Raw genomic sequence first — 24,516 nt, 5'->3', positions numbered from 1 at the left:
GTCAATCTCTAATTGCCCGGTTGCCGCGAGTACCAAACAGCGCCATCGCCAGAATAAACAGTAAGACAACAACGATCGGACTGTCCCCGATACGTGCATAAGTCGTGCGACGGTGTGGTTGCGGCAGCACGGCGTCCACATATCCTGCCTCACCCAGAGCCAACGACGCAGTCACCCGACCCAATGGGTCAATCATGGCCGATACACCGGTATTGGCCGAACGGATCATCGGCAAGCCCTGCTCAATTGCCCTCATCCGGGCTTGCACCAGGTGTTGAAACGGTCCCGACCGCGTACCAAACCACGCGTCATTTGTGATCTGCAATAAGAAGTCAGCCCGACCCGGCGCACCATTCACATCTTGCGGGAAAATGGCTTCGTAGCAAATCAGGGGCAATGCGTTTCCAAGCTTGCCGAGGTCCAACAGGGCGGGGCCCGGCCCCGCGCTGAACCCGTGCCCGGTTGTGGCCGCCAGACCACTGACCCCGAAACGCCCCATCAGGTCACCCAAGGGGACGTATTCACCGAAAGGCGCCAAGTGGTGTTTGTCATACAACCCTGCCTGACGCCCGGTTTCATCCAGATAGACCAGCGAGTTGAAGATTCTCGGGCCTTCTGCGCGCTGAATCCCCAATATCACCGGCACACCCTGCGCGGCATCCGCAACAGTTGACAGAAACGGTTGTGCGCTACCTAACCAAGCTGGAACTGCGGTCTCGGGCCAGACAATCAGGTCGGGTCTGGGAAAGGCTGCGGTATATTCAACCTGACGCGCGAAAAACAAAGGCGCATATGCCGGAACCCATTTTTGGTGCTGGGGGGCATTCGGCTGGACCACGCGAACCAGATGCGAACCGTCCTGAACGACGGGTCGCGTCAACCCGTAGGCAATCGCCATCGCGGCCATCGCGGATGTAAAACCCAGGGTCCGCGCCAAACCGTTCAAGGGTTTATCCTGCGCCAATGCCGCGCCAATTGGGAATGTTGCGGCAAAGGTCAGCGCGTTCAACCCATTTGGCCCAACCAGAGACAGCACCTGAGCCACCGGTGTATCCACCCAGATCTGCGCGACGCCAGCCCATGGAAAGCCGGTCAGCACATATCCACGCGCCACCTCGGCCAGGGACAAGACTGCAACCAGTAATATGCCCTGACGAATGGGCGTGGCACCAATATTGCGCGACAGGCCAAAGGCGGCAGCCCAGAACAAGGCCAGTCCGCCCGCCAAGAATACTAACGCAAACGGGGCCATCCAGGCATGTCGTTCAGCATCTACCTGAAACGGCTCAATGATCCAGCCAAGGGCATGGGCAAAATAGCCGGTCGCGAAGGCCCAGCCGACCCATGCCGCCCGGCCTCGGGTTTCGCTGGCAAGGAAAATCGGCACAATCAGGACCAGCGCCAAAACGGTTGCGCCCCAATACAAATGAGGCGCCTGACCAAACGCGCCCGCCCCGCCAAGGGCGGCAGCGACCAACAATCTCAACGATAATGGCCAGCCCCGTACTGGGGTCATGCAGCAACGTCCGGCAGCATGACGCGCAGCCGTTTGATACGGCGTGGATCGGCTTCGATCACTTCGAATTCCGGGCCCTCTGGGTGAATGACAACCTCACCCCGCGCCGGAACGCGGCCGGAGAGCATAAAGACAAGCCCGCCCAGAGTATCGATTTCCTCTTCGTCGACGTCTTCATGACTGGTCAGAGACCGGCCAATCTCGGCCTCGAAATCTTCGAGCGGCACACGCGCCTGTACCACATAGCATCCGGGCTTTTCCTGCACCCAAAGCTGGTCTTCATCCGCATCATGCTCGTCAGCGATTTCACCCACGACCTGCTCGATCAGGTCTTCGATCGTCAGCAGACCATCAACGCCGCCATATTCATCAATCACCAATGCCATGTGACGCCGCTCGGTTTGCATCTTGGTCAACAAGACGCCGATTGGCATGGATGGCGGCACGAACAATAGCGTTCGCAGCATAGAGGTCAGATCAAAATTTTTACCCCCACCGTTGAAACCGTGGGTCAGAGCAAAATCCTTGAGGTGAACAAAACCAAGCGGTGTATCCAAGGTTCCCTCATAGACTGGAATCCTCGACATACCACTGCTCCGGAAAACATCCGCCAGTTCATCTTTTGTGATCGTCGAAGGTACCGAGACAATTTCAGCGGTAGGGATGGCAACATCCTCAACTCGCATCCGGCGCAGGTTAATCATCCCGCGTGGCTGCGCCACAGCCGCGTTTTGTCCGTTCACCGTCTGGTCCGGTTGAGTATCATCGCTCGAAAACACTTCGAGGATTCGAGAAAACAGACCGGTTTTCTCTTCCGTTTCAGTACTGCTGTCCTGAGGTTGCGCGCTTTGCGCCGCCCTAGAACTGCCTTCTATATCGCCCATTACCTTGTTCCAACTGATCGGGTCTTGAACCCACATTATACCTTATATGGGTCATCAATACCCAATTTGCCAAGTATCTTGACCTCAATCCCTTCCATCAAGGTGGCATCGGGGTCACGAATGTGATCATAACCCAGCAAATGCAACGTTCCGTGAACAAGCAAATGGGTCACGTGATCACTCATTGCCTTGTTGGCTTCGGCCGCCTCTCTGGCGCAGGTGTCATAGGAAATCGCAACATCGCCCAGAACAATCTCGCCGGTAAAGTCCGGCTCTGGCAGGCGTGGTGATTGCCCTGGCTCGTCCGGAGCCAGGTCTTCCGCAGGCCAGCTCAGCACATTGGTGGGCGTCGGTTTGCCGCGAAATTCTGCGTTCAGTTCTGAAATCCGCGCATCGTTGCATCCCAGAATACTGACTTCGCACAGCTCCGGGGCCAAACCGCAATGGGTCAGAACGGCGTTAATCGCCTTTTGTGACAAGACCTCAAGATCTTGCCACCTTTCGTCTTCGAAAATGAGATCCAGGGTCATCTTACCGCACAACAGCCTCGTTAACGGGCTATGTGCTCACGTGGTTTCACGGCCCGCATCGGCCTCATACGCCTCGATGATCGCAGCGACAAGCGGGTGGCGCACCACGTCTTTCGAGGTGAAGTAGTTAAAACTGATATTCGGGATCGTTTTCAACAACCTCTCAGCGTCCGCCAGACCCGATTGAACACCACGCGGCAAATCGACCTGTGACCGGTCGCCAGTTATGACCATGCGGCTTCCTTCGCCCAGACGGGTCAGGAACATCTTCATCTGCATCGTGGTGGCGTTTTGCGCTTCGTCCAGAACCACAAATGCGTTGGCCAGCGTACGACCGCGCATAAAGGCCAGCGGAGCGATTTCGATTCGTTTCTCTTCGATCAGCTTGGCCAACTGTTTTCCGGGCAGAAAATCGTTCAGCGCGTCATAAAGCGGCTGCATGTAAGGGTCGACCTTGTCCTTCATGTCACCAGGCAGATAGCCCAGTTTCTCGCCCGCCTCGACCGCCGGACGGCTCAGGATGATTCGATCCACATGTCCGCCGATGAACATCGAAACACCGACCGCCACCGCCAGATAGGTCTTACCCGTTCCCGCCGGGCCAATTCCAAAGGCCAGCTCATTCTTGAACAGTGACTGGACATAGGCTTTCTGGGCGTCGGTGCGCGGCTCAACCAGCTTCTTGCGGGTCTTGATCTCGACAGAACCTCCCTTGAACATCTCAAGCTGATCGCCATCGCGGCTTCCGGTTCCCTGCTCCGAAACACCCATCCGCAACTCGCGATCGACGTCTGCGGCCTCAACCTCGCGCCCACCTTCAAGCCGTGTATACAGCGATTGAAGCACTTCAACCGCCTGTTTCTGAGCATCATCATCGCCCATAACAACCAACTGATTGCCGCGACGTACAATCTGGACCGAAAGCTTGGTTTCGATCTCGGCCAGATTGCGGTCATATTCACCGCACAGGTCAATCAGCAATCGGTTGTCTGGAAATTCTACGAACGCCTCGTGTTGGGGCATTTCATCTTGCGGTGGGGTCAGGGCACCGATGGCCAATCCGCTCTCCTGTCTTGGCTGTTCACTCCGAGCGTAGACAACAAATCTTGGTAGGCGCAAGCCACAGTTTCAAAAATAAACGCTGAGATGTCATAACAGCCGATTTAACGGTGATCGGTTGCCGATTGGGCGAACATCAGAAGGTATAGTTCAGCCCGAATCTCAAACCGCTGTATTTTGGTGTGGACTTTGTGGAAAAGCCAGAACTGAACTGGACGTTTTTTGATTGGAATTGGACATATTCATATTCGCCCGTAATCGACCAGTTGTCGGACAACTTGTGCTCGGCCCCTATGCTTGCCGAATAACCGTTCCGCCGATCTGACGCCGAGAAATTCTGAACCGTCGGGCCCAATGCCAAGCTGTTGGTTGTTTCCACATCGCCCCATAGATATCCGACACTGAAGAAATACAGAATTCGTCCGCTGCGGTTTGTCAGACCATTACGAAATCGGAATGCCAGAACATCCGAAATCTCTGTTCCGCCTTGCACATTGACGCCGCCGATCCGCCTGCTGACAGTGTCGTCCAGGGAACCGAATTCATACCCGACTTCAAAGCCATAGACATAGTCGCGCCCACCGGTAGCAGGTAAAATACCACGCCACCCCCCCCGGAGCCCCCCGTATGTCCCCGACAAGTCCTGATCACCGATATCAAACTGCCTGCTGGGCGTTGTCAGGCCAAACCGATCGTCCCCACCAGACCCATAACCGCCGGTAAGTCCCAGGTAAAAAGCGCTGACATCAGTGCTGAATCTTTCCGGGCCTACCACTTCCGGATCGGTTACCTCACCTTTCAAATCACCGGCCATGGATGCGCCGGCAATCAGTGTAACAGCGGCAGTTAGCGTCAGCGTTTTCAACCTGCTCAGGCTCCTAAAGCTCTTGATAGTCGTCACTCGTACCTCCCTCATCCCGTTTTCCGGGACCGGCATACAGCCGATTTGCGGACGCAGAACCTTGCGCCCAAAAAACCATGGCTCCTCTCGGAGCATAGTTCCAAGCAATAAATCAAGGGTAAATTTTGGAAACAAACACCAACTATGGTGTCCGGGAGGTGTTTACACCGACCTACAACAACTCACCGGCCAGAGAATTCGCCCCGGACTCAGTGATCCGGACTTCTCTCAAGTCACCCGTGGCGATCTCTGGTCCTTTTACGTGCACCGAATGCAAATATTCGGACTTTCCAACCATCTGCCCGGACAAGCGACCCGGTTTTTCGAAAAGAACGCGGACAGTGCGTCCGACCATACCGTCCTGAATCTCTCGCTGATGGCGCGTGATCAAGGCCTGAAGCCGCTGCAACCGTTCATCTGCCGCAGCCGGATCAACCTGCGACCGTTCAGCTGCCGGGGTTCCCGGACGTGTGGAGTATTTGAAGGAATAGGCATAGCCGTATTTGACCTCTTCGACCAAATCCATCGTGGCCTGAAAATCATCTTCGGTCTCTTCTGGGAAACCAACAATGAAGTCCCCCGACATCACGATATCTGGACGCGCCGCACGAATGCGTTCGACCAGCCGCAGATAGCTTTCTGCCGTATGGCTACGGTTCATCCGCTTGAGGATACGGTCCGAACCCGACTGAACCGGCAGGTGCAGATAAGGCATCAGCTTGTCACAGGTGCCATGCGCCTCGATCAGATCGTCGGCCATGTCGTTTGGGTGCGAGGTGGTAAAGCGGATGCGTTCCAGCCCGTCGACCTTGTTCAGTTCCCAGATCAAGCCGGCAAGCGTCATGTCACCATTCGCCCCGGCACCGTGATAGGCGTTGACGTTTTGGCCCAGCAACGTGATCTCGCGTACCCCGCGTTCGACCAGATCATGGGCTTCGCGGATGATGCGATCGGCTGGGCGGCTGACTTCAGCACCGCGTGTATAAGGAACCACGCAGAAGGCGCAGAATTTATCGCAGCCCTCCTGAACAGTCAAAAACGCCGTCGGTCCGCGCTTGGCCTTGGGGCGGTTTTTCAATTTTTCGAACTTGTCTTCTTCGGGGAAATCCGTGTCCAGCGCCTTTTCGCCCGCTCGGGTCTTTGCCTCCATCTCGGGCAGGCGGTGATAGCTTTGCGGACCTACCACCAGATCAACCAAAGGCTGGCGGCGCATGATCTCTTCGCCTTCCGCCTGAGCAACACAGCCCGCCACGCCGATTTTCAGATCAGGCTTCTCGGCCTTCAGACCCTTGAAGCGCCCCAGTTCGGAATACACTTTTTCTGCCGCTTTCTCGCGGATGTGGCACGTGTTCAGCAGGATCATATCCGCATCTTCGGGGGTCTGGGTTTCAACGTAGCCCTGCCCGCCCAGCGCCTCGGACATGCGTTCACTGTCATAGACATTCATCTGACAGCCATAGGTCTTGATAAACAGCTTCTTCGGTTCGGACATGAGACGGGCCTTTGCATTCGCTGGACCGGCGTCGTCTATATGCTTCGAACGCCGCTTGCAATGCGGGCGCAATTACCCGAATTTGGCGGAACTTTCCAGCAAGACAAAACTGAAAACAGCCGATGCAATACGATTCCCTCGACCATTTCCTGAAAGCCGGGCAACCCGCAATGGCGCAAGGCCCCGTTGCGATGGTCTTTGCCGAGGATGAGGTCGAGTTGGAAAGTACTCTGCATCACCATCTGAAACTAGGGTTCAAATCCGTTATCGCCTTCATGCCTCAGGAGTTCCGACTGGAGCCCGCGTTGACCGACCGGGTGCATCGGGTCACCTTGAAGTGCGTTCCCCGAACGGTGGTTTTCGATACCCTGAACAGAATAATTCAGGCCGCACCCGGCATCTGGATGTATTACTGCTACAACGCCGAATACCTGTTCTTTCCGTTTTGCGAAACGCGCAGCATTGCTGAGATGCTGGCCTTTCACAGCGAAGAACGCCGCAACGCTATGCTGAGCTACGTCATCGACCTTTATGCCGAGGACCTGACCGCTTTTCCCAACGGTGTCGCCCCCGAACAGGCTTTGTTCGACAAAACGGGTTATTATGCCCAATCACGCCGCGACCCTGACGGCCAACCGCTGGACCGCCAGGTGGACCTGTCGGGTGGCTTACGCTGGCGGTTCGAGGATCACATTCCCTATGAACGCCGTCGCATCGACCGCATCGCTCTGTTTAAGGCGCAAAAGGGCCTGATCCTGAAATCGGACCACACGTTCAATGAGCCGGAATTCAATACCTATTCCTGCCCATGGCACCACAACATGACCGCGGCTATTTGTTCCTTCCGCGCCGCGAAGGCGCTCAAAACAAATGCCGGGTCGACTTTTGACATTCCGAATTTTAGCTGGCGCAACTCTGTGCCTTTTGAATGGCACTCGCGGCAGCTGCTGGATCTGGGCCTGATCGAATCAGGCCAGTGGTTCTGAATCGTCTCAGCGCTGAAACAGGACCGGAAACCAGTCTTCGCGAAGACGCTGCCCCTGCGTCATGCCATGGCCGGGAAAAGGTGGAGAGGTTCTGCCTGGACGCTCTACATACCGTGCGTCATCGCCGACCAACCGCAGAGAAAAGGCGCGGCGACGGCTATCCGAGTGGTTACCCCGCGCACCGTGAAGGGTGCGATAATTGAAGGCAACGGCGTCACCGGGGTCCATTTCGAATTCAACGACTTTCATGCCCTCGGCATCCGGGTCCGGCACGGGGATGTACTGCCCTTCATCCGGGAAAAAACCTTCCTCGGAAACCCAGCGAGTTGGCAGCACCTCTTTCTCCCACCGGTGAGAACCTGCGACACAGCGCAACGTCGCCTGCCTGACCGGATCCAGCGGAGACCAGAAGCTGATGGTTTGCTGACCTTCAACGAAGTAATATGGGCCATCCTGATGCCAGGGCGTGGCCATGGATGTCCCGGGCTCTTTTACCAATACGTGGTCGTGAAACACCTGCACGTTTTTAGACTGCATCAGGTCCGCTGCGACCTCGGCCGCAGGCGAGTTTTCGATCACCTCGCGGAACTGCGGGATGCGGGTCCAGTTGCAATAATCGTCAAAGAACAGACCCGTTTGACCCTCTTTCTTGTTTTCTGATGCATACGGGCCAGGCTCTGCCATATTCGCGGCCACACCCTTCCGCAGTTGATCCACATAGTCTGCAAACAGCCCTTTGATCAGAACGACGCCATCATCCTGATAAGTTGTGATCATTTCTTGAGTAACAAGCGGGTGAGGCATCCGGGTCTCCATTCGTTTTCCAATCTTTTGCGTTGAAGATGTGTTCTATTCAAATCATATCTTTCGAAGCTATAATTAACTTCATGTTATATATTTCACTGCGTCAGTACGAATATGTTTGCGCGGTCGGGCGCCACGGCAGCCTGTCCGCAGCCGCACAATACCTGAATGTTTCGCAACCAGCCCTGTCTACAGCCCTGACGCGTGTCGAAGCACATGTGGGTCACCCTCTGTTCATCCGCCGCCGAGGCTCGGCCATGGCGCTGACGCCTCAGGGGCGAAAATTCATCGATCAGGCCGAGACCCTGCTGAAAGGCGCAGCCCAAATCGAGTCATCAGAAACTCCGCCGTCGGGTACGACACGTCTAAGATTGGGGTGTTTTACGGACCTCGCCCCCTTCCTATTGGCACCCGCCCTGCACCATTTGCGCGACACTTTTCCAAACATCGCAATCACATACTTTGCTGCTTCCTTTGAAGGGCTGCTGAACAGATTAATTGATGGCCAGATCGATATTGCCATCACCTATGAGCTGACAATGGATGCGGGGTTCACACGAACAAAACTGTTCGACAGTCAACCAAAGGCCCTAATGCCACCGGATCATCTGTTGGCGACAGCGGGCATGGTCTCACTGGCTGACTTGGCTGCTCACCCGTTGATCCTGTCAACAGAAGGCTGGTCGGCCCAACACATCCTCAGTCTCTTCCGGCGCAACGGTCTGCACCCGACTGTCGCGCATAGGGCGGCGTCGATTGAGATCCAGCGCAGTCTTGCCGCCCATGGCGAAGGGATCGGGATCAGTTATACCAGCCCGCTCAGCCCGGTCAGTTATGACAATAAACGTCTTGTCAGTGTTCCGATCAGCAATCAGGACGCAACTGAATCGGTTGTACTTGCGCGCCACGGAACAGGGCCCTCTGACGCAACGATTGATCAGGTTGAACGTTTGTTGTTGGCGAGTTTGAGAGGCGGTATTGGCGCTACTTTTTGCGCAGGCGAATGACAACGTCGACCGAGGCAATCTCGACCCCTTCGGGTGCTTCGGGCAGGCGCTGGATCACCAATTGGTCCGACGGCGCGTCACTCAGGCGCGCCTCATCCTCCCAATAAAAATGAGGGTGATCATGCGTATTCGTGTCGAAGTAGCTTTTTGACCCGTCCACGGTGATTTCCTGCAGAACGCCAGCGTCGCAAAACGCGCGCAGGGTATTGTAAACCGTCGCCAGTGAAACAGCGTCGCCATTCGCCTTGGCCGATTCAAACAGGCTCTCGGCGGTGACGTGACGATGGCGGCCATCGCCCACCAAAAGCTCGGCCAACGCCACGCGCTGACGCGTCGGACGCAGGCCAGCGTTCACCAGCCAACCCGTTGCTATATCGCCGCTCTGCGGTGTCATTGATCCGATACCCATAGTTACTTCCATTATATATAGGAGCGCATGGTTGGCAATTTCAAATGAAATTCATTCGCAAAGAACGCCGCATACACAACATGATGTGGCCGCTGCTCTTGCAGGACCTTGCAAACGGGTGCTAGACGAGGCCAGATATAACGAACGGACCCACGGCAGGAGAGGCGGCAAGAATGGCCCAGTTCCCAAGCAGTTTTGACAAAGACGATCTGCTGAAATGCGCCCGCGGCGAATTATTTGGCCCCGGCAATGCACAATTGCCCGCCCCGCCAATGCTGATGATGGACCGGATTACCGACATCTCGGAAGACGGTGGCCTGCACGGCAAGGGCCATGTGCTGGCCGAGTTCGATATCACCCCTGAACTTTGGTTCTTTGACTGCCATTTTCCCGGCAATCCAATTATGCCGGGCTGCCTGGGCCTTGACGGTCTATGGCAGCTGACCGGTTTCAACCTTGGTTGGCGCGGATGGCAAGGGCGCGGCATGGCCGTCGGCGTGGGCGAAGTGAAACTGACCGGTATGGTTCGTCCAGACCGCAAGATGCTAACGTATAAAATCGATTTCAAAAAAGCGATTCAGACACGTCGCCTGACCATGGGTGTGGCAGATGGAATCGTCGAAGCTGATGGCGAGATGATCTATGATGTCAAAGATATGAAGGTCGTTTTGTCCGAGGCCTGAGCCTGACCGACCCGAAATAAGGAGTGCGCACATGCGTCGAGTAGTCGTCACCGGTCTGGGGGTAGTATCTTCGATCGGGAATAATGCCCAAGAGGTTCTGGCCTCGCTCAAAGCAGGCAAGTCCGGGATCGAAGCCAGCGAACAGATGGCAGAACACGGATTTCGCAGTCAGATCGCGGGTACGCTCAAGATTGACGTGGCTGAACACGTGGACAAACGCACGCTGCGCTTCATGGGTCCGGGCGCGGCTTACGCTCATATCGCCATGTCTCAGGCCATTGCAGATTCCGGCCTGACCGAGGATCAGGTGGCCAACCCGCGCACAGGTCTGGTGGCTGGGTCTGGCGGCCCGTCGACAAGCGCGATGCTGACCGCGCATCAGACGGTTCTGAGTACCGGCGCAACCAAGCGGATCGGGCCGTTCGCTGTGCCGAAATGCATGTGCTCGACAATCTCGGCAAACCTGGCGACCGCGTTCAAGATCAAGGGTATCAACTATTCGATCACCTCGGCCTGCTCGACTTCGCTGCATTGCATCGGCAACGCGGCCGAACAGATCATGCTGGGTAAACAGGACGTCATGTTTGCTGGCGGCGGCGAAGAACTGGACTGGACGCTTTCGTGCCTGTTCGATGCGATGGGTGCGATGTCGTCGAAATACAATGATACGCCCGACAAAGCCTCGCGCGCGTTTGACGAGAACCGTGACGGGTTTGTGATTTCCGGTGGCGGCGGCATCCTCGTTCTGGAAGAGCTGGAGCACGCGCTGGCTCGCGGCGCAAAGATTTATGCCGAAGTCACCGGCTATGCCGCTACCTCGGATGGCCACGACATGGTGGCCCCTTCGGGTGAAGGCGGTGAGCGCGCGATGCGGCTGGCGCTGGCCACATTGCCCGAAGGTCGCAAAGTCGGCTATATCAATGCACATGGAACCTCGACCCCTGTCGGTGACGTAGGCGAGGTAGAGGCTGTGCGCCGCATCTTCGGTGAAGGCAATGTGCCACCGATTTCTTCGACCAAATCGATGACTGGCCACGCGCAAGGCGCGGCAGGAGCGCTTGAGGCGATCTTCTGCCTGCTCATGCTGGACAATGATTTCATCACGCCGTCGATCAATGTCGACACACTCGCCCAAGGCATCTTGCCCGGTGAAATTGCAACTGAAGTGGTTGAAAACGCAGGACTGGACAGTGTCATGACCAACAGCTTCGGCTTTGGCGGCACCAACGGGTCCATGATTCTGTCTAAGTATAACGGGTGAAAGTGATGTCGGATCTTCTCAAAGGTAAGCGCGGCCTGATCATGGGCGTGGCCAATGACCGCTCAATCGCGTGGGGCATTGCCAAGGCCATGCACGAGGCAGGCGCAGAACTGGCCTTCACCTATCAGGGCGAGGCTTTCGGCAAACGGCTGGAACCTCTCGCTAAAAGCCTTGGCAGCGATTTCATGGTGGATGCCGATGTGACCGACGACGAGTCACTGGATCGCGCCTTTGGTGAACTGGCTCAGCGTTGGCCCACCATCGACTTTGTTGTTCATGCCATTGCTTATTCGGATAAGTCCGAGCTGACAGGCCGGTTTCTGAATACCACGCGGGCGAACTTCAAACACTCGATGGACGTGTCGGCCTATTCTTTCATCGAGGTGGCGCGCCGCGCCTATCCGATGATGAAGGACAATGGGGGTTCGCTGCTGACGCTGACCTATCAGGGATCAAACCGGGTTGTACCGAACTACAACGTCATGGGTGTTGCCAAGGCTGCGCTGGAATCGGCGACCCGTTATCTGGCCAATGACCTTGGCCCGGATGGTATCCGCGTGAACGCAATCTCACCTGGGCCGATGAAAACCCTTGCCGGTGCGGCCATTGGCGGAGCGCGCAGGACATACAAGTTCTGTGATCAGAATGCGCCGATGCGTTCGAATGCCACACTGGAAGCTGTTGGCGGGACCGCAGTTTACCTGACATCTGATGCGGGTGCCTGCACGTCTGGTGAAATCATCCGCGTTGACGGTGGTTTCCACGTTCTGGGCATGCCACAACCCGATTTCATGTGACCATATCTTTCCCTGCCGCCGCCAAGATTTCACCATCTTTGGGCGGCAGGACTTCGATATGAGCAAGCTAGATCAAATCATTGCAAACAACGCACGGTCAGTGCAAAGCCGGAAGAAATCCGGTTTCCTCAGCCAGCGGGCCAGAGTGCTGCTGCTCGCGCTGACTTCATTGCTGCTGGTGTTTGTCTTTTTCACCCAGCCACAGGTACGTGCAGCTGTTGAAGCTTTGATCGGCTGAAGTCCGTGCAGGAGTTCCAACCCGAACTAAGTCTCAATTGATCGAGACGACTTCAATCTCAAACACCAGATCCTGTCCGGCCAACGGATGATTCCCATCCAGGGTTACAGTCGCTTCGTTGGTGTCCACAACTGTCACAGGTACGGCCTGACCGTCCGGTGTCTGCATCTGCAGTTGAGTGCCCGGATCCAGCGGAATATCCTCGGGAATACCCTCGCGGGGGATTTCCTGACGCATCGCAGGGTTGATCGGGCCGTAAGCGTCGGTGCAGGCAATCTCGACCCGTTTCTTGTCACCTGCGGACAAACCGGGCATGGCACTGTCCAGACCGGGAATGATCTGGCCCGATCCTACCACGAACTCCAACGGATCGCGCCCATCCGAACTGTCAAAGACTTTGCCATCCAACAATGTCCCTGTGTAATGGATGCGAACCGTGTCACCTTGCTTGATTTCGGTCATAGTGGCCTCCGGCCGTTTTTAGGGGTTAAGCGGCCAACCCTAGAGATTGACACAAAGTTGTAAACCCTTGGCCCTTTCCCCCCCTTTCGCGTTGTGCCAACCTGCGCGCAATCAAAGGAGGGTCATATGGCAATCACGACCTGCGTGTTCGACGCCTACGGAACGCTGTTTGATGTTGCGGCCGCCGCCCGGCAGGCAGCAGGCGAGCCGGGGTTCGAAGCCCTGAAAGACAAATGGCCCGAGGTCGCGGGGCATTGGCGCCTGAAGCAATTGCAATACACATGGCTGCGTGCTGTGGCGGATGCCCATGCGGATTTTTGGGATGTCACGCAGGACGGGCTGGACTGGGCGCTGGAAGCTGCCGGCCTCCAGGGCAACCCAGAATTGCGCCAACGCCTGCTGGATCTTTATTGGGAGTTACAGGCCTATCCCGAAGTTCCTGTCATGCTGAAAGCCCTCAAGGATGGCGGGATGCAGACTGCCATCCTGTCCAACGGATCACCGCCCATGCTGGACGGTGCTGTTCAATCCGCCGGGATCGGCGATGTGCTGGATGACGTGCTGTCGGTCGAAAGCGTTGGGGTCTTCAAGCCCCATTCCCGTGTCTATGATCTGGTTCAGAACAGGTTTGACTGCGCCCGCAACGAGGTCTTGTTCGTCAGTTCAAACGGCTGGGATGCCGCAGGGGCCAGCGGTTATGGTTTTGTCACCGCCTGGGTCAATCGGATTGGGGAACCAATGGACCGGCTGCCGTGGACGCCAGCGCATGTACTGTCTGACTTGACCACCATTCCCAAACTGGCTGGTCTTTGATGCCGGACTTCACGACTTCGGACGGCAAGCGCATCTATTTCGAAGACCATGGATCGGGCACGCCGCTTTTGTGTCTGGCCGGATTGACCAGAAACAGCCGGGATTTCTCGTATTTTGCACCACATGCCACTGAGCCGCGCATGATTGCTATGGATTACAGGGGGCGCGGTCGCTCGGACTACGACCCCGATTTCATGAATTACAACGTCTTTCGTGAATCCCATGACGCGATTGAACTGCTGGATATTCTGGGCATCGAAAAAGCGGTCATTCTGGGCACCTCGCGGGGCGGGCTGATTGCCATGGCGTTGGCGGCAAGCCACCCCGAACGTTTGGCCGGTGTGATTCTGAACGATGTGGGGCCGGTCATCGAGACGTCAGGCATCGCCAAGATCATGGCCTACGTGGGCGCACAACCCGCCGCGAAAACCTATGACGAAGCTGCTGCTGCCCTGAAACATGTGATGGAACCGCAATTCCCCGGAGTTCCGCTGGAGATCTGGCGCAAACAGGCCGAAATTCAATACAAACAACAAGGGGACAGGCTGGCGCTGCGCTATGATCCGGCCCTGCGCAAGGCGCTTCTGGAACAGGCCGCGAGCGGTGCCATACCCAATTATTGGTTGTTTTTTGAAGCGCTGCGCAGCATTCCCTGCGGCGCGATCAGGGGCGCGAACTCGGACGTTCTGAGCGCCGAAACCCTGGCTGAGATGCATCGGCGGCATCCCGGTCTGATCTCGGCCGAAGTCCCGGATCGCGGGCATGTTCCGTTCCTGAATGAGCCTCAATCTCTGGATGTCATCAAAAAGGTATTGAAGAACGCTGCATGAGCACAATTGAAATGATCGAAGCTGCGGCCAAACGGCTTAAGGGACATGTCCGCGAGACACCAATTCTGTCGTCGCCATTTCTTGACGCGATCGCCGGGCGCCTGATTTGGGTCAAGCCGGAATGCCTGCAACATACGGGCAGTTTCAAGTTTCGGGGGGCTTGGTCTGCCATATCCGCGCTGGACGAAGACATACGCCAGCGCGGCGTGATTGCCTATTCCTCGGGCAACCACGCGCAGGGCGTTGCGATGGCGGCGGCGAAACATGGTATTGCTTCGGTCATTGTCATGCCGTCGGACGCGCCGCACCTGAAAATCGAAAACACCCGCGCGCTTGGGGGTGAAGTTGTTCTTTACGACCGCGCAAACGAAAGCCGCGAAGAGATCGGGGAAACCATCGCCGCCGAACGCGGGCTAACCCTGATCCGGCCATATGACGAGCCTCAGGTGATTGCCGGGCAAGGTACCACCGGCTTGGAAATCGCCAGACAGGCAGCGGAACTTGGGGTTTCTCAGGCGGATGTTCTGGTCTGTTGTGGTGGTGGCGGCCTCACCTCTGGCATTGCGCTGGCGCTTGAAAAACACGCCCCCGACCTAAGGGTACGCCCGTGCGAACCGGAAGGGTTCGATGACGTAAAACGATCACTGGCAACGGGACGGATTCAGAACAACAACGCGGCATCAGGCAATATTTGCGATGCCATCCTGACACCGCAACCCGGCGACATCACCTTTCCCATCCTCAACCGTCTTTGCGGGCCCGGTATTTCGGTCACCGAAGACGAGGCGCTGCGGGCCATGGCACTTGCTTTCCTGCGCCTTAAGATCGTGCTGGAACCCGGCGGCGCTGTTGCATTGGCCTCGGCCCTGTTCCGGGGCGACGAGATTGAGGGCGACGACGTGATCGTGGTCACCTCGGGCGGTAACGTCGATCCGGATATTTTTGCCAGGGCGTTGGAATTCCTGACCTGACAGGCACCCCAAACCTGTGCAAATTGCACCTGGAACGCCGGGGCTGCAAGGACCTGAGTCATGATGATCGCTGATCTGGGCGACGTGAAACTGAATTACCGTGTTGATGGTGCGGCGGATGGCGCGCCACTGGTTTTTGCCAACTCATTAGGAACAAACCTGCACCTGTGGGACGTCGTGTTACCGCACTTGCCCAAGGGGTTGCGCATCATCCGGTATGACAAACGCGGACATGGGCAATCCTCGGCTCCCCCGGCGCCTTATTCTATGGGCGCCCTGATCCGCGATGCCGAGGCGCTGCTGGATCACCTGAAGGTTCGCGACTGCGTTTTTGTCGGCCTGTCCATTGGCGGGATGATTGCACAGGGACTGGCCGTCAAACGTATGGATCAGATACGTGCGCTGGTTCTGTCGAACACAGCCGCCAAAATCGCCACACCCGCAGTCTGGCAGGATCGGATCGACGCAGTGCGTCGCGGTGGGATCGAAGCACTGGCGGACGCCACGATGGAACGCTGGTTTTCTCGTGATTTCCGCGCGGCGCAAGACCACCTGTCATGGCGCGACATGATGATCAGCCAACCGCTTGACGGGTATCTGGGCTGTTGCGCTGCCATCGCCGGGACCGACTTCTATACACCCACAAGCGGCCTGCGCCTGCCTACACTTGGCATCGCCGGAAGCACGGACGGCTCGACCCCGCCCGATCTGGTGCGCGAAACTGTTGACCTGATCCCCGGATCGCGGTTCGAACTGATCCGCAAAGCTGGCCATTTGCCCTGTGTCGAGAAACCCGCAGAATACGCAGCAATCCTAACCCGGTTTCTGACCGATATCGGGCATATCTGAAGGAGAACAGCAATGGCGTCTTTCCTGTTGGTCCACGGCTCTTGCCACGGTGCCTGGTGCTGGCGCGATCTGATCCCTGCGCTTGAGGCTTTGGGACACTCTGCCCGGGCCATCGACATGCCCAGCCATGGTGCGGATCCAACGCCGGTGTCCGAGGTGACACTGGACACTTGCCGCGATGCCGTTCTGAGCGCCTGCACGCCCGATACGATTGTCGTGGGTCACTCGTGGGGCGGCTATCCGATCAGCGCCGCCGCCGAGGCTCGACCGGACGCCATGCGCGCCCTGATCTTTCTGTGCGCCTACGTGCCTCACGATGGGCTTTCGCTGGCAGATATGCGCAGGCGCGGGCCACGGCAAACCATTGCTCACGCAGTCGAAAAATCCGCAGACGGTCTGTCTTACACCGTGTCGGTAGATGCCATTCCCAGGCTGTTCTATCACGATTGTCCGGACGATATTCTGCCTTACGCCTATGCGCGCCTGTGCCCACAGGCCATTCTCCCCCAGGAAACACCACTGCCGGTCGGCACGAATTTCAACGAAGTGCCCAAGGCCTATATCCGCACCACGGATGACCAAACAATCCCCACGGAGTATCAGGCGGACATGTGCGCGTTCATCCCGAAGGACCTGCGGCTAACCATCGACAGTTCGCATTCTCCGTTTTTCTCGCATCCACAGGAACTGGCCGGATTGCTAAGCGAATTGGCAAGCAAATTCGGGTGATACCGCAGATTGTACGTAAAACTCTGTCTTCCCACATTCGGTGACTGTGCCTAGGGTGCCACGAACAGATCACCTGCCCGAGTCCCATGCGCCTGCCATCACTCTTCATCCTCAGCATCGTCATGATCGACGCAATGGGCATTGGTCTGGTGATGCCAATCATGCCGCAACTGATTGTAGACGTGCAGGGCAGCTCACTTGCCAATGCGGCGATCTGGGGCGGAGTGCTGAGTACGGCTTTTGCGGCGATGCAGTTCGTCTTTGGTCCAATCCTGGGAAACCTGTCCGACGCCTATGGTCGCAGAACCGTACTACTGGTGTCGCTGTTCGTCATGGCGCTTGATTATATGGTTATGGCCGTGGCCGGCAGTATCTGGCTGTTGCTGGCCGGTCGTATTGTCGGCGGTATAACCGCAGCCACACATTCCACCGCTGCCGCGTTCATGGCGGATATCTCCGATCCCAAGGACAAGGCCGCGAACTTCGGCCTGTTGGGCGCGGCCTTTGGCGTGGGTTTTGTCCTCGGCCCGGTGATCGGCGGGTTGCTCAGCGAATATGGAACCCGTGCCCCGTTTTGGGTGGCGGCAGGGCTGGTGGCACTGATCTTTGCCGTAGGCTGTTTCGTGATGCCTGAAACCGTAACCGACAAGACCCGGCGCGCCTTCAACTTGCGCCGCGCCAACCCGGTGAATTCGCTGCGCGCCATTGCTGCACTGCCCGGTATCCGGCCTATGCTGTGGGTCTACTTTCTGTATTCGGTCTCAATATACGTCTACCCCGCTATCTGGTCCTTTTTCACCACCGAGCGGTTCGGCTGGTCCCCTCAGATGATCGGCCTGTCACTGGGCGTCTACGGGATCGGCATGGCCGTTGTGCAAGGCGGTCTGATCCGCCCCGCAATCCGATTGTGCGGCGAGCGGGGCGCCATCATCTACGGGATGGGTTTTGAAATCCTCAGCTTCGCAATTCTGGCCTTTCTGACCAACGGGTTCATTGCGCTTTTGTTCATCCCAATCACCGCAATCGGGGCAATCACCACACCGGCACTTCAGGCAATGATGTCCAAAGCGACACCGGATTCGCAGCAAGGAGAGTTGCAGGGTGTATTGTCCGCGCTCCACGCGCTTTCGATGGTCATTTCGCCCTTGGTCATGACCAGCGTATTTGCGCAATTCATTCGCCCCGACACACCGCTGTACCTGCCGGGTGCTCCGTTCCTGCTGGCATTGGCGCTGATGCTGGCCGGGTTTGTGTTATTTCGCCGGTCCCCGCCTGTCGTGGCTTAACAACGACACACACATGACGGTTTCTGCCTTGCGATCAATCCTTTCCCACGCCACCGTGGGCCCAACGGAAGTGAGGGAAAACATGCAAACAATCAAAGCCGCAGTCTGCCGGGCATTCGGCGAACCCTTGGTTATCGAAGAGGTTCAGCTGGCACCCCCCGGCACGGGCGAGGTCGAAGTGACGCTGGATGCAGTAGCCATCTGCCATTCGGACATATCCTATGCCGAAGGTGCCTGGGGCGGCTTTCTGCCCGCCGTTTACGGCCACGAAGCCGCAGGCGTGATCTCCGCAGTTGGAGAGGCCGCCGGTGACTTCAGGATTGGCGAGCCTGTGGTTGTAACGCTGATCCGCGCGTGCGGGTCCTGCCCCACCTGTGCCGGAGGGCACCCGACAAATTGCGAAACACCGTACGACACCGTCAAAGGCCCGCTAAAAACGGCTGACGGTAGTCCTCTGGAACAGGCCATGGCCTGCGGTGCGTTTGCCGAAAAAGTTGTGGTGAGCCATCGGCAAATCGTCAGGATCCCCGAAAACCTGCCCAAAGACCTGGCTAGCCTTCTGTCTTGCGGGGTAATCACCGGGGTTGGTGCTGCTGTAAACGCGGCCGGTCTGCGTCCGGGTCAGGATGTTGTGGTCATCGGCGCCGGCGGCGTTGGCCTGAACGCTATTCAGGGCGCGCGGATCGCAGGCGCAAGGCGGATCGTGGCTGTCGACATGACCGAAGAAAAGCTGGAAATCGCAAAGGAATTCGGCGCGACCCATGGCGTTCTGGCCAGCTTGCAAGAACCCTGGAACGCGGCGTTCGATGCCCTTGGCGGGCGCGGCGCCGATGCGGTTCTGATCACTGTCGGCGCAATCGCCGCCTATGATCAGGCCCCGCGCTATCTTGGCCGCGGCGGCAAGGCCATCATGATCGGAATGCCGCATTCGGGCAGCATGGCCAGCTATGAACCGGTTGTTCTGGCAGCCCTGGGTCAGGGTGTTGTCGGCTCGAAAATGGGTGATGTGGTTATTCAGCGGGACATCCCCTGGATGATCGACCTCTACGAGCAAGGTCGGATGAAACTGGACGAGTTGATCTCGGGCCGCTGGTCGCTGGACCAGATCAACGAGGCCATTGCCGATACCAAAACCGGATCTGCCAAGCGCAACGTGATCCTGTTCGACAGAACCTGATCCCCCGGCCCGGAGAAACTGAGATGAAACTGCAGGATCTCGACATCATCGTCACCGCCCCACCCGCTCCGGGTTGGGGGGGGCGATACTGGATATTGGTTAAGCTGACGACTGACACCGGCATCACCGGTTGGGGCGAATGCTATGCCTCGTCCGTCGGACCCGAGGCGATGCGCCACGTCATTCGGGATGTGTTCGAACGGCACATGCTGGGCGAGAACCCCGAGAACATCGAACTTATGTTCCGTCGCGTCTATTCCAGCGGTTTCACGCAGCGCCCCGACCTGACGGTGATGGGCGCATTCTCGGGGTTAGAGATCGCCTGCTGGGATATTCTGGGCAAGGATCGCGACCGCCCGGTTTATGCGCTGTTGGGCGGCAAGGTGAACGAACGAATTCGCTCCTACACTTACCTCTACCCTTTGCCGCATCACAATCTGACCAACTTCTGGACCTCTCCCGAACAAGCGGGTGAAACAGCTGCCGAAATGGTGCGGCGCGGCTATACCGCCGTGAAATTCGACCCGGCGGGCCCTTATACAATCCGTGGCGGCCACATGCCCGCGATGAGTGACATTTCCATGTCCGTCGCCTTTTGCAAGGCAATTCGCGAAGCGGTAGGGGACAAGGCTGACCTGCTGTTTGGCACACACGGGCAGTTCAACACGGCCGGGGCCATCCGGCTGGGGCAGGCACTGGAACCGTACCAGCCCCTATGGTTCGAAGAACCCACGCCACCCGATATGATCGAAGACATGGCCCGTGTCGCCCGCAACGTCCGTATCCCCATCGCCACCGGAGAGCGCATGACAACCAAGGCCGAGTTCGGAGCCGTTCTGCGCGCCGGGGCTGCGGAAATCCTGCAACCGGCGCTGGGGCGTGCCGGCGGAATCTGGGAGATGAAGAAAGTCGCCGCCATAGCAGAGATATTTAATGCTCAGATGGCGCCACATCTTTATGCAGGACCGGTCGAATGGGCCGCCAATGTCCACCTGGCCGCGTCGATCCCGAACCTGCTGTTGCTGGAAACCATCGAAACACCGTTCCATAATCAGCTTATCAAAGGCTCCATTCAGGTAGAGAACGGCTTCGTGATCGCTCCGACCGATCCGGGCCTTGGGATCGACATCGACGAAGAACTGGCGCGCGCGCATCCGTATGAAGGTCGCGGCTTGCATCTGCAAATGCAGGAAGAGCCCTGCGATTATGTTAACGGCAATGCTTTTCAGGGCGGTGCCCCTGCAACCGAGGGGTGACAACACAGACGTGTTTGAGGCATATTAACCCAAGATTAATGACACAACGGTCAAAACGTGACACTCCTAGAAACCGAACCTCAGGCACACACCTCGGACACACCATCAGAAATGAAAGAAAATGCAGCCCGCGCGGCGGCATTTCTCAAGACACTGGCGCATGAAGGGCGCCTGATGATCCTGTGCCACCTTGGGAATGGTGAGAAATCCGTAGGCCAGCTTGAAGATTTGCTGCAATTGCGGCAAGCCGCCGTCAGCCAGATGTTGGCCCGTCTGCGGGAGGAAGGATTTGTCACCACCCGAAGAGATGGCAAAACGATCTATTATTCGCTGCGCGATGGGAATGCAGCGCAGATGATCGGTCTGCTGTACGATCTGTTTTGCGAACCTGCCAACTGATCACTCCTAATTGGACACGTAACCGGCGATCACCTGCATCAGCTTGAACGCGGTTGCCGCATCGTTTTCCACAACGGCCAGGAACTCTTCTTCACCGATCCGAAGACAGGATAGGTTTGTTTCGGCCACCATGCTCAGCGCGCGTGGTTCTTTGCGGATCAGACCAAGCTCACCCACCAATGCGCCCGGCCCCACGGTGGTGATCAACTGGTCGGGGCCATCTTCCTGCGGCAGGTACAGGCCGGCCTCACCCTCCAGCACCACATAAGCGCCATCGGTCGGCTGATCATCTTTCAGGAACACCACCTGCCCGGGCTTGGCATCAAACCACTGCGCGCCAAAAGCCAGAAGGCGCAATTGCCTCCGGTCCAGTCCCGAAAACAAGGGAGTTTGCTCCAGCGCGCGAAGTTTCCGCGCCAGATCTGCTGAAGATGCGCTGTCTTTTCCCACGTCCACCGGTCCTCCGTCCGAGACGACACGACCTTGCCGGATTTCCACGAACATGTCGAATACGTCCGGGTTTTCGAACTGGTCATTGAGGTAGAACACCGTGGCATCCGGCAACAGCTCGCGCAGCTTCTTGTAGACCGACACCTGCGTTTTCATGTCGTAACTGGCCAATGCCTGCTCCAGGATCAGGATATCCGGCTTCTTGATTGTCGCGCGGGTAAACGCCAGCGGTTCGGCAAAAACCGCCGGAAGGCTCTGCCCACCCAAAGCAACCGGAATGTCATAAATCAGCTCGACCACCAAAGGACGCGCGCCGTTCTCCTCCAACACGTCCACAATGACCTTGCGGGCCTCATCCGATCGCGCGCCACCAATCTGGCTGACCTTGCCGAACAGCGCGTTTTCCATGACCGTCAATCCAGGCGCGAAATCTTCCGGGTCCAGCGGAACAAAAGCGTCCTTGAGACTTTCCAACAGCTTGTCCGAATGACTCTGCCTCAGTTCCAGAATGCGGTCCTTCAGCTCATCCGTGAACGCCGGGCCAATCTGTTCAGCCGAGACGACGAAAGGCACGGCCAACATACTGGCCAGCTGTTCGTCATCCAGCCCTGACGTTCCCTCTTTGCGGGTCTGTTCAACCAGCTCCACAGCTGCCTCATAGGTCTTTGCATCAAGACCCAGCTTGCGGAACAACGGATGGTCGGTTCCGTCGAACCCGAAGATCTGGCGCAGCATCTCGATCACGTCACGCGTCAGGGCGATCAGCGTCTCATCCAGCCCCAGCTCTCGCAACTGCATGAGGAAAACCTTCTGCCGGGCAAGCAACGCCTGCGTCACCGGCACGCGGGGCGTCGCAAAAAGCAGGTTCTCGGCAACAGGCAGCGCCGGGTTGTAAGTATTCCGGTCGAAAATCAGCGCCTGCTGCTCAAGACCCGCGTCATGAACCGCCTGCCGCACAAACGGGCGCAGCTCGACCAGTTTCTTTGCCAGTTCGCAGTGTTCGGTCGCAACAAAGCTCTGTTCAGCGCCACGCCGGAACAGGGCAGCCCCGGACCCCATTCCATCAATTAGTTGCAACCACCAATCGCGCAACGCCGTCGCGTCTTCAAACCCGGCCAGCGCCGGGTCAAGCCATTCCACCCTGAACGGATCCATGCTGTTTCCAGCCCGCAAGGTCTCGGCAAAATCTGGGTCATCTGTGGATTCAGCCAAGGGTTTGAACCGCATCGGCATCATCACGTTGTCACCCAACGTTCCCTGAAACATCACCGGGCGGGATGTGGCATACCCGATACGTGCGGCCACCACGCCCTGATGCAGGTCTGCCAGGTTCAGATCCCCAACCTGAACCGTGCCGGCAGCGGGCAAGATCTCGCGGGTCAGCAGCTCACCCATGGCGCGCCGGTCCTCTTCGCTGGGTGCGGCAATGCCAATCGTCTTGCCAGCGGGAAAAGTAAGATTCAGATCATCCAGCACCTGATTGCCGTCCATGTCACGAACCGAGACGTGCTTTAGCGCTATATCACCGCTCAGATGCGGGCGCTCTGCTGGTTCGCCCTCGAACAGCGCTTCGTCCTTCAATCCGGCTGGATCGAAGCGGTCAACGACGATATCCCAGCGCAACGACATGTCCTGGGTTTGGTTGTAATAGGTCAGCAGCTCTTTCCAGGGTGAGCTCAGGTCCTTATACGCCGCCAGCGCCGCAACCAATGCCCCCAGTGAGACCGAACCCTGCAACACCAGAAGGCCACCGATCAGGTAGAACATGAATGGTGTCAGCTGCGAGATGAAGTTGTTTATGAACTTCATAAAGAACTTCTTCTGGTAAATCTCAAAGCGGATCGCGAAAAGCCGCCCCAATTGATCGGAAACCATAGCCCGGCGATAGCGCCAGCCGCCATTGCTGCGGAGGGTTGACGCCCCTGCCGCGTTTTCGCCGATCTGGGCAGCCAACGCCCGAACTTCCTGAATACGTTTCTTGTTCAACAGGTTGATCTGACGCTGCAATTTAGGGATTAACCAGGCCTGCACCGGGATCAGGGCGACAGCGGCCAGCCCGAACCAAAAGCTTTGCAAGAACAGGAAAGAAAGGATGGTAATCATCTGACCGGCTTGCAGAACCGGCTGGCTGATCGCATCGCCCATCAGCCCACCCATCGGTTCGCTCTCAGCTGTGATCATCGAGACCATTTCGCCCTGGCTGACCCGTTCGAAATAGGGTTGCGGAAAAAGAAGCGCGCGGCTGACCAGCTGATACCGAAACCGTCGCAGCATGCGTTCGCTCAGCACACCCTTCATGGTGTTGATGCGCATTTTCATCAGCCCGTGCGCCAACACGGCAACAAGGAAAGCAAAGCACAAGATGATCAGGAAATTCGTCTGTGAAAGCGTATAGCCCCAGACATCCACTTCGGCCGTTGTCGAACCGATTGCGTCGTTGATGATACGCTTGGGCAACTCCAGCGTAAGATAGAGCAACGGAAACAACGTCGCCGTCACAGCCAACAGGATCAGCTGATCGCGTTTGGAGTATTTCCAAATAAAGCGGAAAATCGTGCGTTCTATGGAACCTGCCCCTACTGCTGGCCGATAACACGGCCCGGATGCCGCGCGCCCAAATTCAACGGTTTGAATTTACTGCCATACTGACACGTTATGCAAATTTTTTCCCACCTGAGAATTTTCTTTATCTTATGTGAACTAGTTCATTTACGCATGGCCGTGTTA

At 57.3% G+C, this 24,516-nt stretch carries 25 protein-coding genes; 15 read left to right on the top strand and 10 right to left on the bottom strand.

The features are described from left to right. Position 1: 1 nt before the first annotated feature. From lnt to miaB, 6 genes are all read right to left on the bottom strand, one after another. Positions 2–1,516, bottom strand: a complete 1,515-nt coding sequence (lnt, locus tag ACR0CE_RS12530) for an apolipoprotein N-acyltransferase (protein ID WP_480832703.1) — start codon at positions 1,514–1,516, stop codon at positions 2–4. Continuing rightward, positions 1,513–2,400 (bottom strand): hemolysin family protein, encoded by an 888-nt coding sequence (locus ACR0CE_RS12525; RefSeq protein ID WP_480832785.1) that lies wholly within the window; start codon positions 2,398–2,400, stop codon positions 1,513–1,515. Before ACR0CE_RS12525 ends, lnt begins: the two co-directional genes overlap by 4 nt. Before the next feature lie 35 nt (positions 2,401–2,435). After that, a complete protein-coding gene (ybeY, locus tag ACR0CE_RS12520) occupies positions 2,436–2,930 on the bottom strand; it encodes an rRNA maturation RNase YbeY (protein ID WP_480832701.1) in 495 nt (164 codons plus the stop codon). A 36-nt stretch (positions 2,931–2,966) separates the two neighbouring features. After that, the gene (locus tag ACR0CE_RS12515; RefSeq protein WP_480507088.1) at positions 2,967–3,989 is read right to left on the bottom strand and encodes a PhoH family protein; all 1,023 of its coding nucleotides are present in this window, start codon (positions 3,987–3,989) and stop codon (positions 2,967–2,969) included. 136 nt (positions 3,990–4,125) lie between these two features. Then, a complete protein-coding gene (locus ACR0CE_RS12510; protein ID WP_480832699.1) occupies positions 4,126–4,890 on the bottom strand; it encodes an outer membrane protein in 765 nt (254 codons plus the stop codon). Positions 4,891–5,062: 172 nt separating this feature from the next. Further along, positions 5,063–6,382 (bottom strand): tRNA (N6-isopentenyl adenosine(37)-C2)-methylthiotransferase MiaB, encoded by a 1,320-nt coding sequence (gene miaB, locus ACR0CE_RS12505; RefSeq protein ID WP_480488266.1) that lies wholly within the window; start codon positions 6,380–6,382, stop codon positions 5,063–5,065. A 122-nt stretch (positions 6,383–6,504) separates the two neighbouring features. On the opposite strand from miaB, the gene ACR0CE_RS12500 reads away from it, so the two are divergent. Beyond that, complete coding sequence (locus tag ACR0CE_RS12500; protein WP_480832697.1) at positions 6,505–7,368, top strand: hypothetical protein; 864 nt, start codon at positions 6,505–6,507, stop codon at positions 7,366–7,368. A 6-nt stretch (positions 7,369–7,374) separates the two neighbouring features. Here ACR0CE_RS12500 and ACR0CE_RS12495 read toward each other — a convergent pair whose 3' ends face one another. Then, positions 7,375–8,172: a phytanoyl-CoA dioxygenase family protein gene (locus ACR0CE_RS12495; protein ID WP_480832695.1), complete on the bottom strand. Its 798-nt coding sequence runs from the start codon at positions 8,170–8,172 to the stop codon at positions 7,375–7,377. A gap of 83 nt (positions 8,173–8,255) precedes the next feature. Here ACR0CE_RS12495 and ACR0CE_RS12490 point away from each other — a divergent pair, with 83 nt between their 5' ends. Beyond that, entirely contained in the window at positions 8,256–9,179 is a 924-nt protein-coding gene (locus tag ACR0CE_RS12490; protein WP_480488272.1) for a LysR family transcriptional regulator, read from the top strand. On the opposite strand, the gene irrA is transcribed toward ACR0CE_RS12490, so the two are convergent. Continuing rightward, positions 9,157–9,573 carry an iron response transcriptional regulator IrrA gene (irrA, locus tag ACR0CE_RS12485; protein WP_267366106.1) on the bottom strand — a complete coding sequence of 139 codons (417 nt, stop codon included), beginning with the start codon at positions 9,571–9,573 and terminating at the stop codon, positions 9,157–9,159. The two genes, ACR0CE_RS12490 and irrA, sit on opposite strands and share 23 nt — an antisense overlap. Positions 9,574–9,761: 188 nt before the next feature. Here irrA and fabA point away from each other — a divergent pair, with 188 nt between their 5' ends. From fabA to ACR0CE_RS12465, 4 genes are read left to right on the top strand one after another with little or no spacing between them, the layout of a single operon-like run. Next, positions 9,762–10,271 carry a bifunctional 3-hydroxydecanoyl-ACP dehydratase/trans-2-decenoyl-ACP isomerase gene (gene fabA / locus ACR0CE_RS12480; protein WP_267366099.1) on the top strand — a complete coding sequence of 170 codons (510 nt, stop codon included), beginning with the start codon at positions 9,762–9,764 and terminating at the stop codon, positions 10,269–10,271. 31 nt (positions 10,272–10,302) lie between these two features. Beyond that, positions 10,303–11,532: a beta-ketoacyl-ACP synthase I gene (gene fabB / locus ACR0CE_RS12475; protein ID WP_267366100.1), complete on the top strand. Its 1,230-nt coding sequence runs from the start codon at positions 10,303–10,305 to the stop codon at positions 11,530–11,532. A gap of 5 nt (positions 11,533–11,537) precedes the next feature. Then, a complete protein-coding gene (locus tag ACR0CE_RS12470; RefSeq protein ID WP_480488276.1) occupies positions 11,538–12,329 on the top strand; it encodes an enoyl-ACP reductase FabI in 792 nt (263 codons plus the stop codon). Positions 12,330–12,387: 58 nt separating this feature from the next. Continuing rightward, positions 12,388–12,567, top strand: coding sequence for a hypothetical protein (locus tag ACR0CE_RS12465; RefSeq protein ID WP_267366102.1), 180 nt, complete (start codon positions 12,388–12,390; stop codon positions 12,565–12,567). Positions 12,568–12,600: 33 nt separating this feature from the next. Here ACR0CE_RS12465 and ACR0CE_RS12460 read toward each other — a convergent pair whose 3' ends face one another. Further along, a complete protein-coding gene (locus tag ACR0CE_RS12460; RefSeq protein WP_480507095.1) occupies positions 12,601–13,029 on the bottom strand; it encodes an FKBP-type peptidyl-prolyl cis-trans isomerase in 429 nt (142 codons plus the stop codon). Between the two features lie 126 nt (positions 13,030–13,155). On the opposite strand from ACR0CE_RS12460, the gene ACR0CE_RS12455 reads away from it, so the two are divergent. The 9 genes from ACR0CE_RS12455 to ACR0CE_RS12415 all read left to right on the top strand — a co-directional run bounded on the left by ACR0CE_RS12455 (position 13,156) and on the right by ACR0CE_RS12415 (position 21,339). After that, positions 13,156–13,842: a haloacid dehalogenase type II gene (locus ACR0CE_RS12455; protein WP_480832692.1), complete on the top strand. Its 687-nt coding sequence runs from the start codon at positions 13,156–13,158 to the stop codon at positions 13,840–13,842. After that, on the top strand, positions 13,842–14,672 hold the full coding sequence (locus ACR0CE_RS12450) for an alpha/beta fold hydrolase (RefSeq protein WP_480559781.1): 831 nt from the start codon (positions 13,842–13,844) through the stop codon (positions 14,670–14,672). The genes ACR0CE_RS12455 and ACR0CE_RS12450 overlap by 1 nt, the downstream gene beginning before the upstream one ends. Further along, entirely contained in the window at positions 14,669–15,643 is a 975-nt protein-coding gene (locus tag ACR0CE_RS12445) for a threonine ammonia-lyase (RefSeq protein ID WP_480832688.1), read from the top strand. Before ACR0CE_RS12450 ends, ACR0CE_RS12445 begins: the two co-directional genes overlap by 4 nt. Before the next feature lie 60 nt (positions 15,644–15,703). Beyond that, a complete protein-coding gene (gene pcaD, locus ACR0CE_RS12440) occupies positions 15,704–16,492 on the top strand; it encodes a 3-oxoadipate enol-lactonase (RefSeq protein WP_480832687.1) in 789 nt (262 codons plus the stop codon). A 12-nt stretch (positions 16,493–16,504) separates the two neighbouring features. Continuing rightward, entirely contained in the window at positions 16,505–17,221 is a 717-nt protein-coding gene (locus ACR0CE_RS12435; protein ID WP_480484035.1) for an alpha/beta fold hydrolase, read from the top strand. An 86-nt stretch (positions 17,222–17,307) separates the two neighbouring features. Further along, a complete protein-coding gene (locus tag ACR0CE_RS12430; protein WP_480484036.1) occupies positions 17,308–18,507 on the top strand; it encodes a TCR/Tet family MFS transporter in 1,200 nt (399 codons plus the stop codon). An 82-nt stretch (positions 18,508–18,589) separates the two neighbouring features. Further along, positions 18,590–19,684 (top strand): Zn-dependent alcohol dehydrogenase, encoded by a 1,095-nt coding sequence (locus ACR0CE_RS12425; RefSeq protein ID WP_480488288.1) that lies wholly within the window; start codon positions 18,590–18,592, stop codon positions 19,682–19,684. 23 nt (positions 19,685–19,707) lie between these two features. Continuing rightward, on the top strand, positions 19,708–20,940 hold the full coding sequence (locus ACR0CE_RS12420; protein WP_480832685.1) for a mandelate racemase/muconate lactonizing enzyme family protein: 1,233 nt from the start codon (positions 19,708–19,710) through the stop codon (positions 20,938–20,940). A gap of 111 nt (positions 20,941–21,051) precedes the next feature. Further along, positions 21,052–21,339, top strand: a complete 288-nt coding sequence (locus tag ACR0CE_RS12415) for an ArsR/SmtB family transcription factor (protein WP_480484075.1) — start codon at positions 21,052–21,054, stop codon at positions 21,337–21,339. Between the two features lie 6 nt (positions 21,340–21,345). Here ACR0CE_RS12415 and ACR0CE_RS12410 read toward each other — a convergent pair whose 3' ends face one another. Then, entirely contained in the window at positions 21,346–24,342 is a 2,997-nt protein-coding gene (locus ACR0CE_RS12410; protein ID WP_480832783.1) for a cyclic nucleotide-binding domain-containing protein, read from the bottom strand. Between the last annotated feature and the right edge of the window lie 174 nt (positions 24,343–24,516).

Source organism: Ruegeria sp. L11 (assembly GCF_056531755.1).
The sequence above is the reverse complement of the archived record's forward strand: the minus strand, read 5'-3'. Positions and strand labels throughout refer to the sequence as shown.

What these genes read in the sequence shown, in the direction of transcription:
- lnt (WP_480832703.1), bottom strand. Translation starts at nt 1,516, where the DNA reads ATGACCCCAGTACGGGGCTGGCCATTATCGTTGAGATTGTTGGTCGCT.
- ACR0CE_RS12525 (WP_480832785.1), bottom strand. Translation starts at nt 2,400, where the DNA reads ATGGGCGATATAGAAGGCAGTTCTAGGGCGGCGCAAAGCGCGCAACCT.
- ybeY (WP_480832701.1), bottom strand. Translation starts at nt 2,930, where the DNA reads ATGACCCTGGATCTCATTTTCGAAGACGAAAGGTGGCAAGATCTTGAG.
- miaB (WP_480488266.1), bottom strand. Translation starts at nt 6,382, where the DNA reads ATGTCCGAACCGAAGAAGCTGTTTATCAAGACCTATGGCTGTCAGATG.
- ACR0CE_RS12500 (WP_480832697.1), top strand. Translation starts at nt 6,505, where the DNA reads ATGCAATACGATTCCCTCGACCATTTCCTGAAAGCCGGGCAACCCGCA.
- ACR0CE_RS12495 (WP_480832695.1), bottom strand. Translation starts at nt 8,172, where the DNA reads ATGCCTCACCCGCTTGTTACTCAAGAAATGATCACAACTTATCAGGAT.
- ACR0CE_RS12490 (WP_480488272.1), top strand. Translation starts at nt 8,256, where the DNA reads ATGTTATATATTTCACTGCGTCAGTACGAATATGTTTGCGCGGTCGGG.
- irrA (WP_267366106.1), bottom strand. Translation starts at nt 9,573, where the DNA reads ATGACACCGCAGAGCGGCGATATAGCAACGGGTTGGCTGGTGAACGCT.
- fabA (WP_267366099.1), top strand. Translation starts at nt 9,762, where the DNA reads ATGGCCCAGTTCCCAAGCAGTTTTGACAAAGACGATCTGCTGAAATGC.
- fabB (WP_267366100.1), top strand. Translation starts at nt 10,303, where the DNA reads ATGCGTCGAGTAGTCGTCACCGGTCTGGGGGTAGTATCTTCGATCGGG.
- ACR0CE_RS12470 (WP_480488276.1), top strand. Translation starts at nt 11,538, where the DNA reads ATGTCGGATCTTCTCAAAGGTAAGCGCGGCCTGATCATGGGCGTGGCC.
- ACR0CE_RS12465 (WP_267366102.1), top strand. Translation starts at nt 12,388, where the DNA reads ATGAGCAAGCTAGATCAAATCATTGCAAACAACGCACGGTCAGTGCAA.
- ACR0CE_RS12460 (WP_480507095.1), bottom strand. Translation starts at nt 13,029, where the DNA reads ATGACCGAAATCAAGCAAGGTGACACGGTTCGCATCCATTACACAGGG.
- ACR0CE_RS12455 (WP_480832692.1), top strand. Translation starts at nt 13,156, where the DNA reads ATGGCAATCACGACCTGCGTGTTCGACGCCTACGGAACGCTGTTTGAT.
- ACR0CE_RS12450 (WP_480559781.1), top strand. Translation starts at nt 13,842, where the DNA reads ATGCCGGACTTCACGACTTCGGACGGCAAGCGCATCTATTTCGAAGAC.
- ACR0CE_RS12445 (WP_480832688.1), top strand. Translation starts at nt 14,669, where the DNA reads ATGAGCACAATTGAAATGATCGAAGCTGCGGCCAAACGGCTTAAGGGA.
- pcaD (WP_480832687.1), top strand. Translation starts at nt 15,704, where the DNA reads ATGATGATCGCTGATCTGGGCGACGTGAAACTGAATTACCGTGTTGAT.
- ACR0CE_RS12435 (WP_480484035.1), top strand. Translation starts at nt 16,505, where the DNA reads ATGGCGTCTTTCCTGTTGGTCCACGGCTCTTGCCACGGTGCCTGGTGC.
- ACR0CE_RS12430 (WP_480484036.1), top strand. Translation starts at nt 17,308, where the DNA reads ATGCGCCTGCCATCACTCTTCATCCTCAGCATCGTCATGATCGACGCA.
- ACR0CE_RS12425 (WP_480488288.1), top strand. Translation starts at nt 18,590, where the DNA reads ATGCAAACAATCAAAGCCGCAGTCTGCCGGGCATTCGGCGAACCCTTG.
- ACR0CE_RS12420 (WP_480832685.1), top strand. Translation starts at nt 19,708, where the DNA reads ATGAAACTGCAGGATCTCGACATCATCGTCACCGCCCCACCCGCTCCG.
- ACR0CE_RS12415 (WP_480484075.1), top strand. Translation starts at nt 21,052, where the DNA reads ATGAAAGAAAATGCAGCCCGCGCGGCGGCATTTCTCAAGACACTGGCG.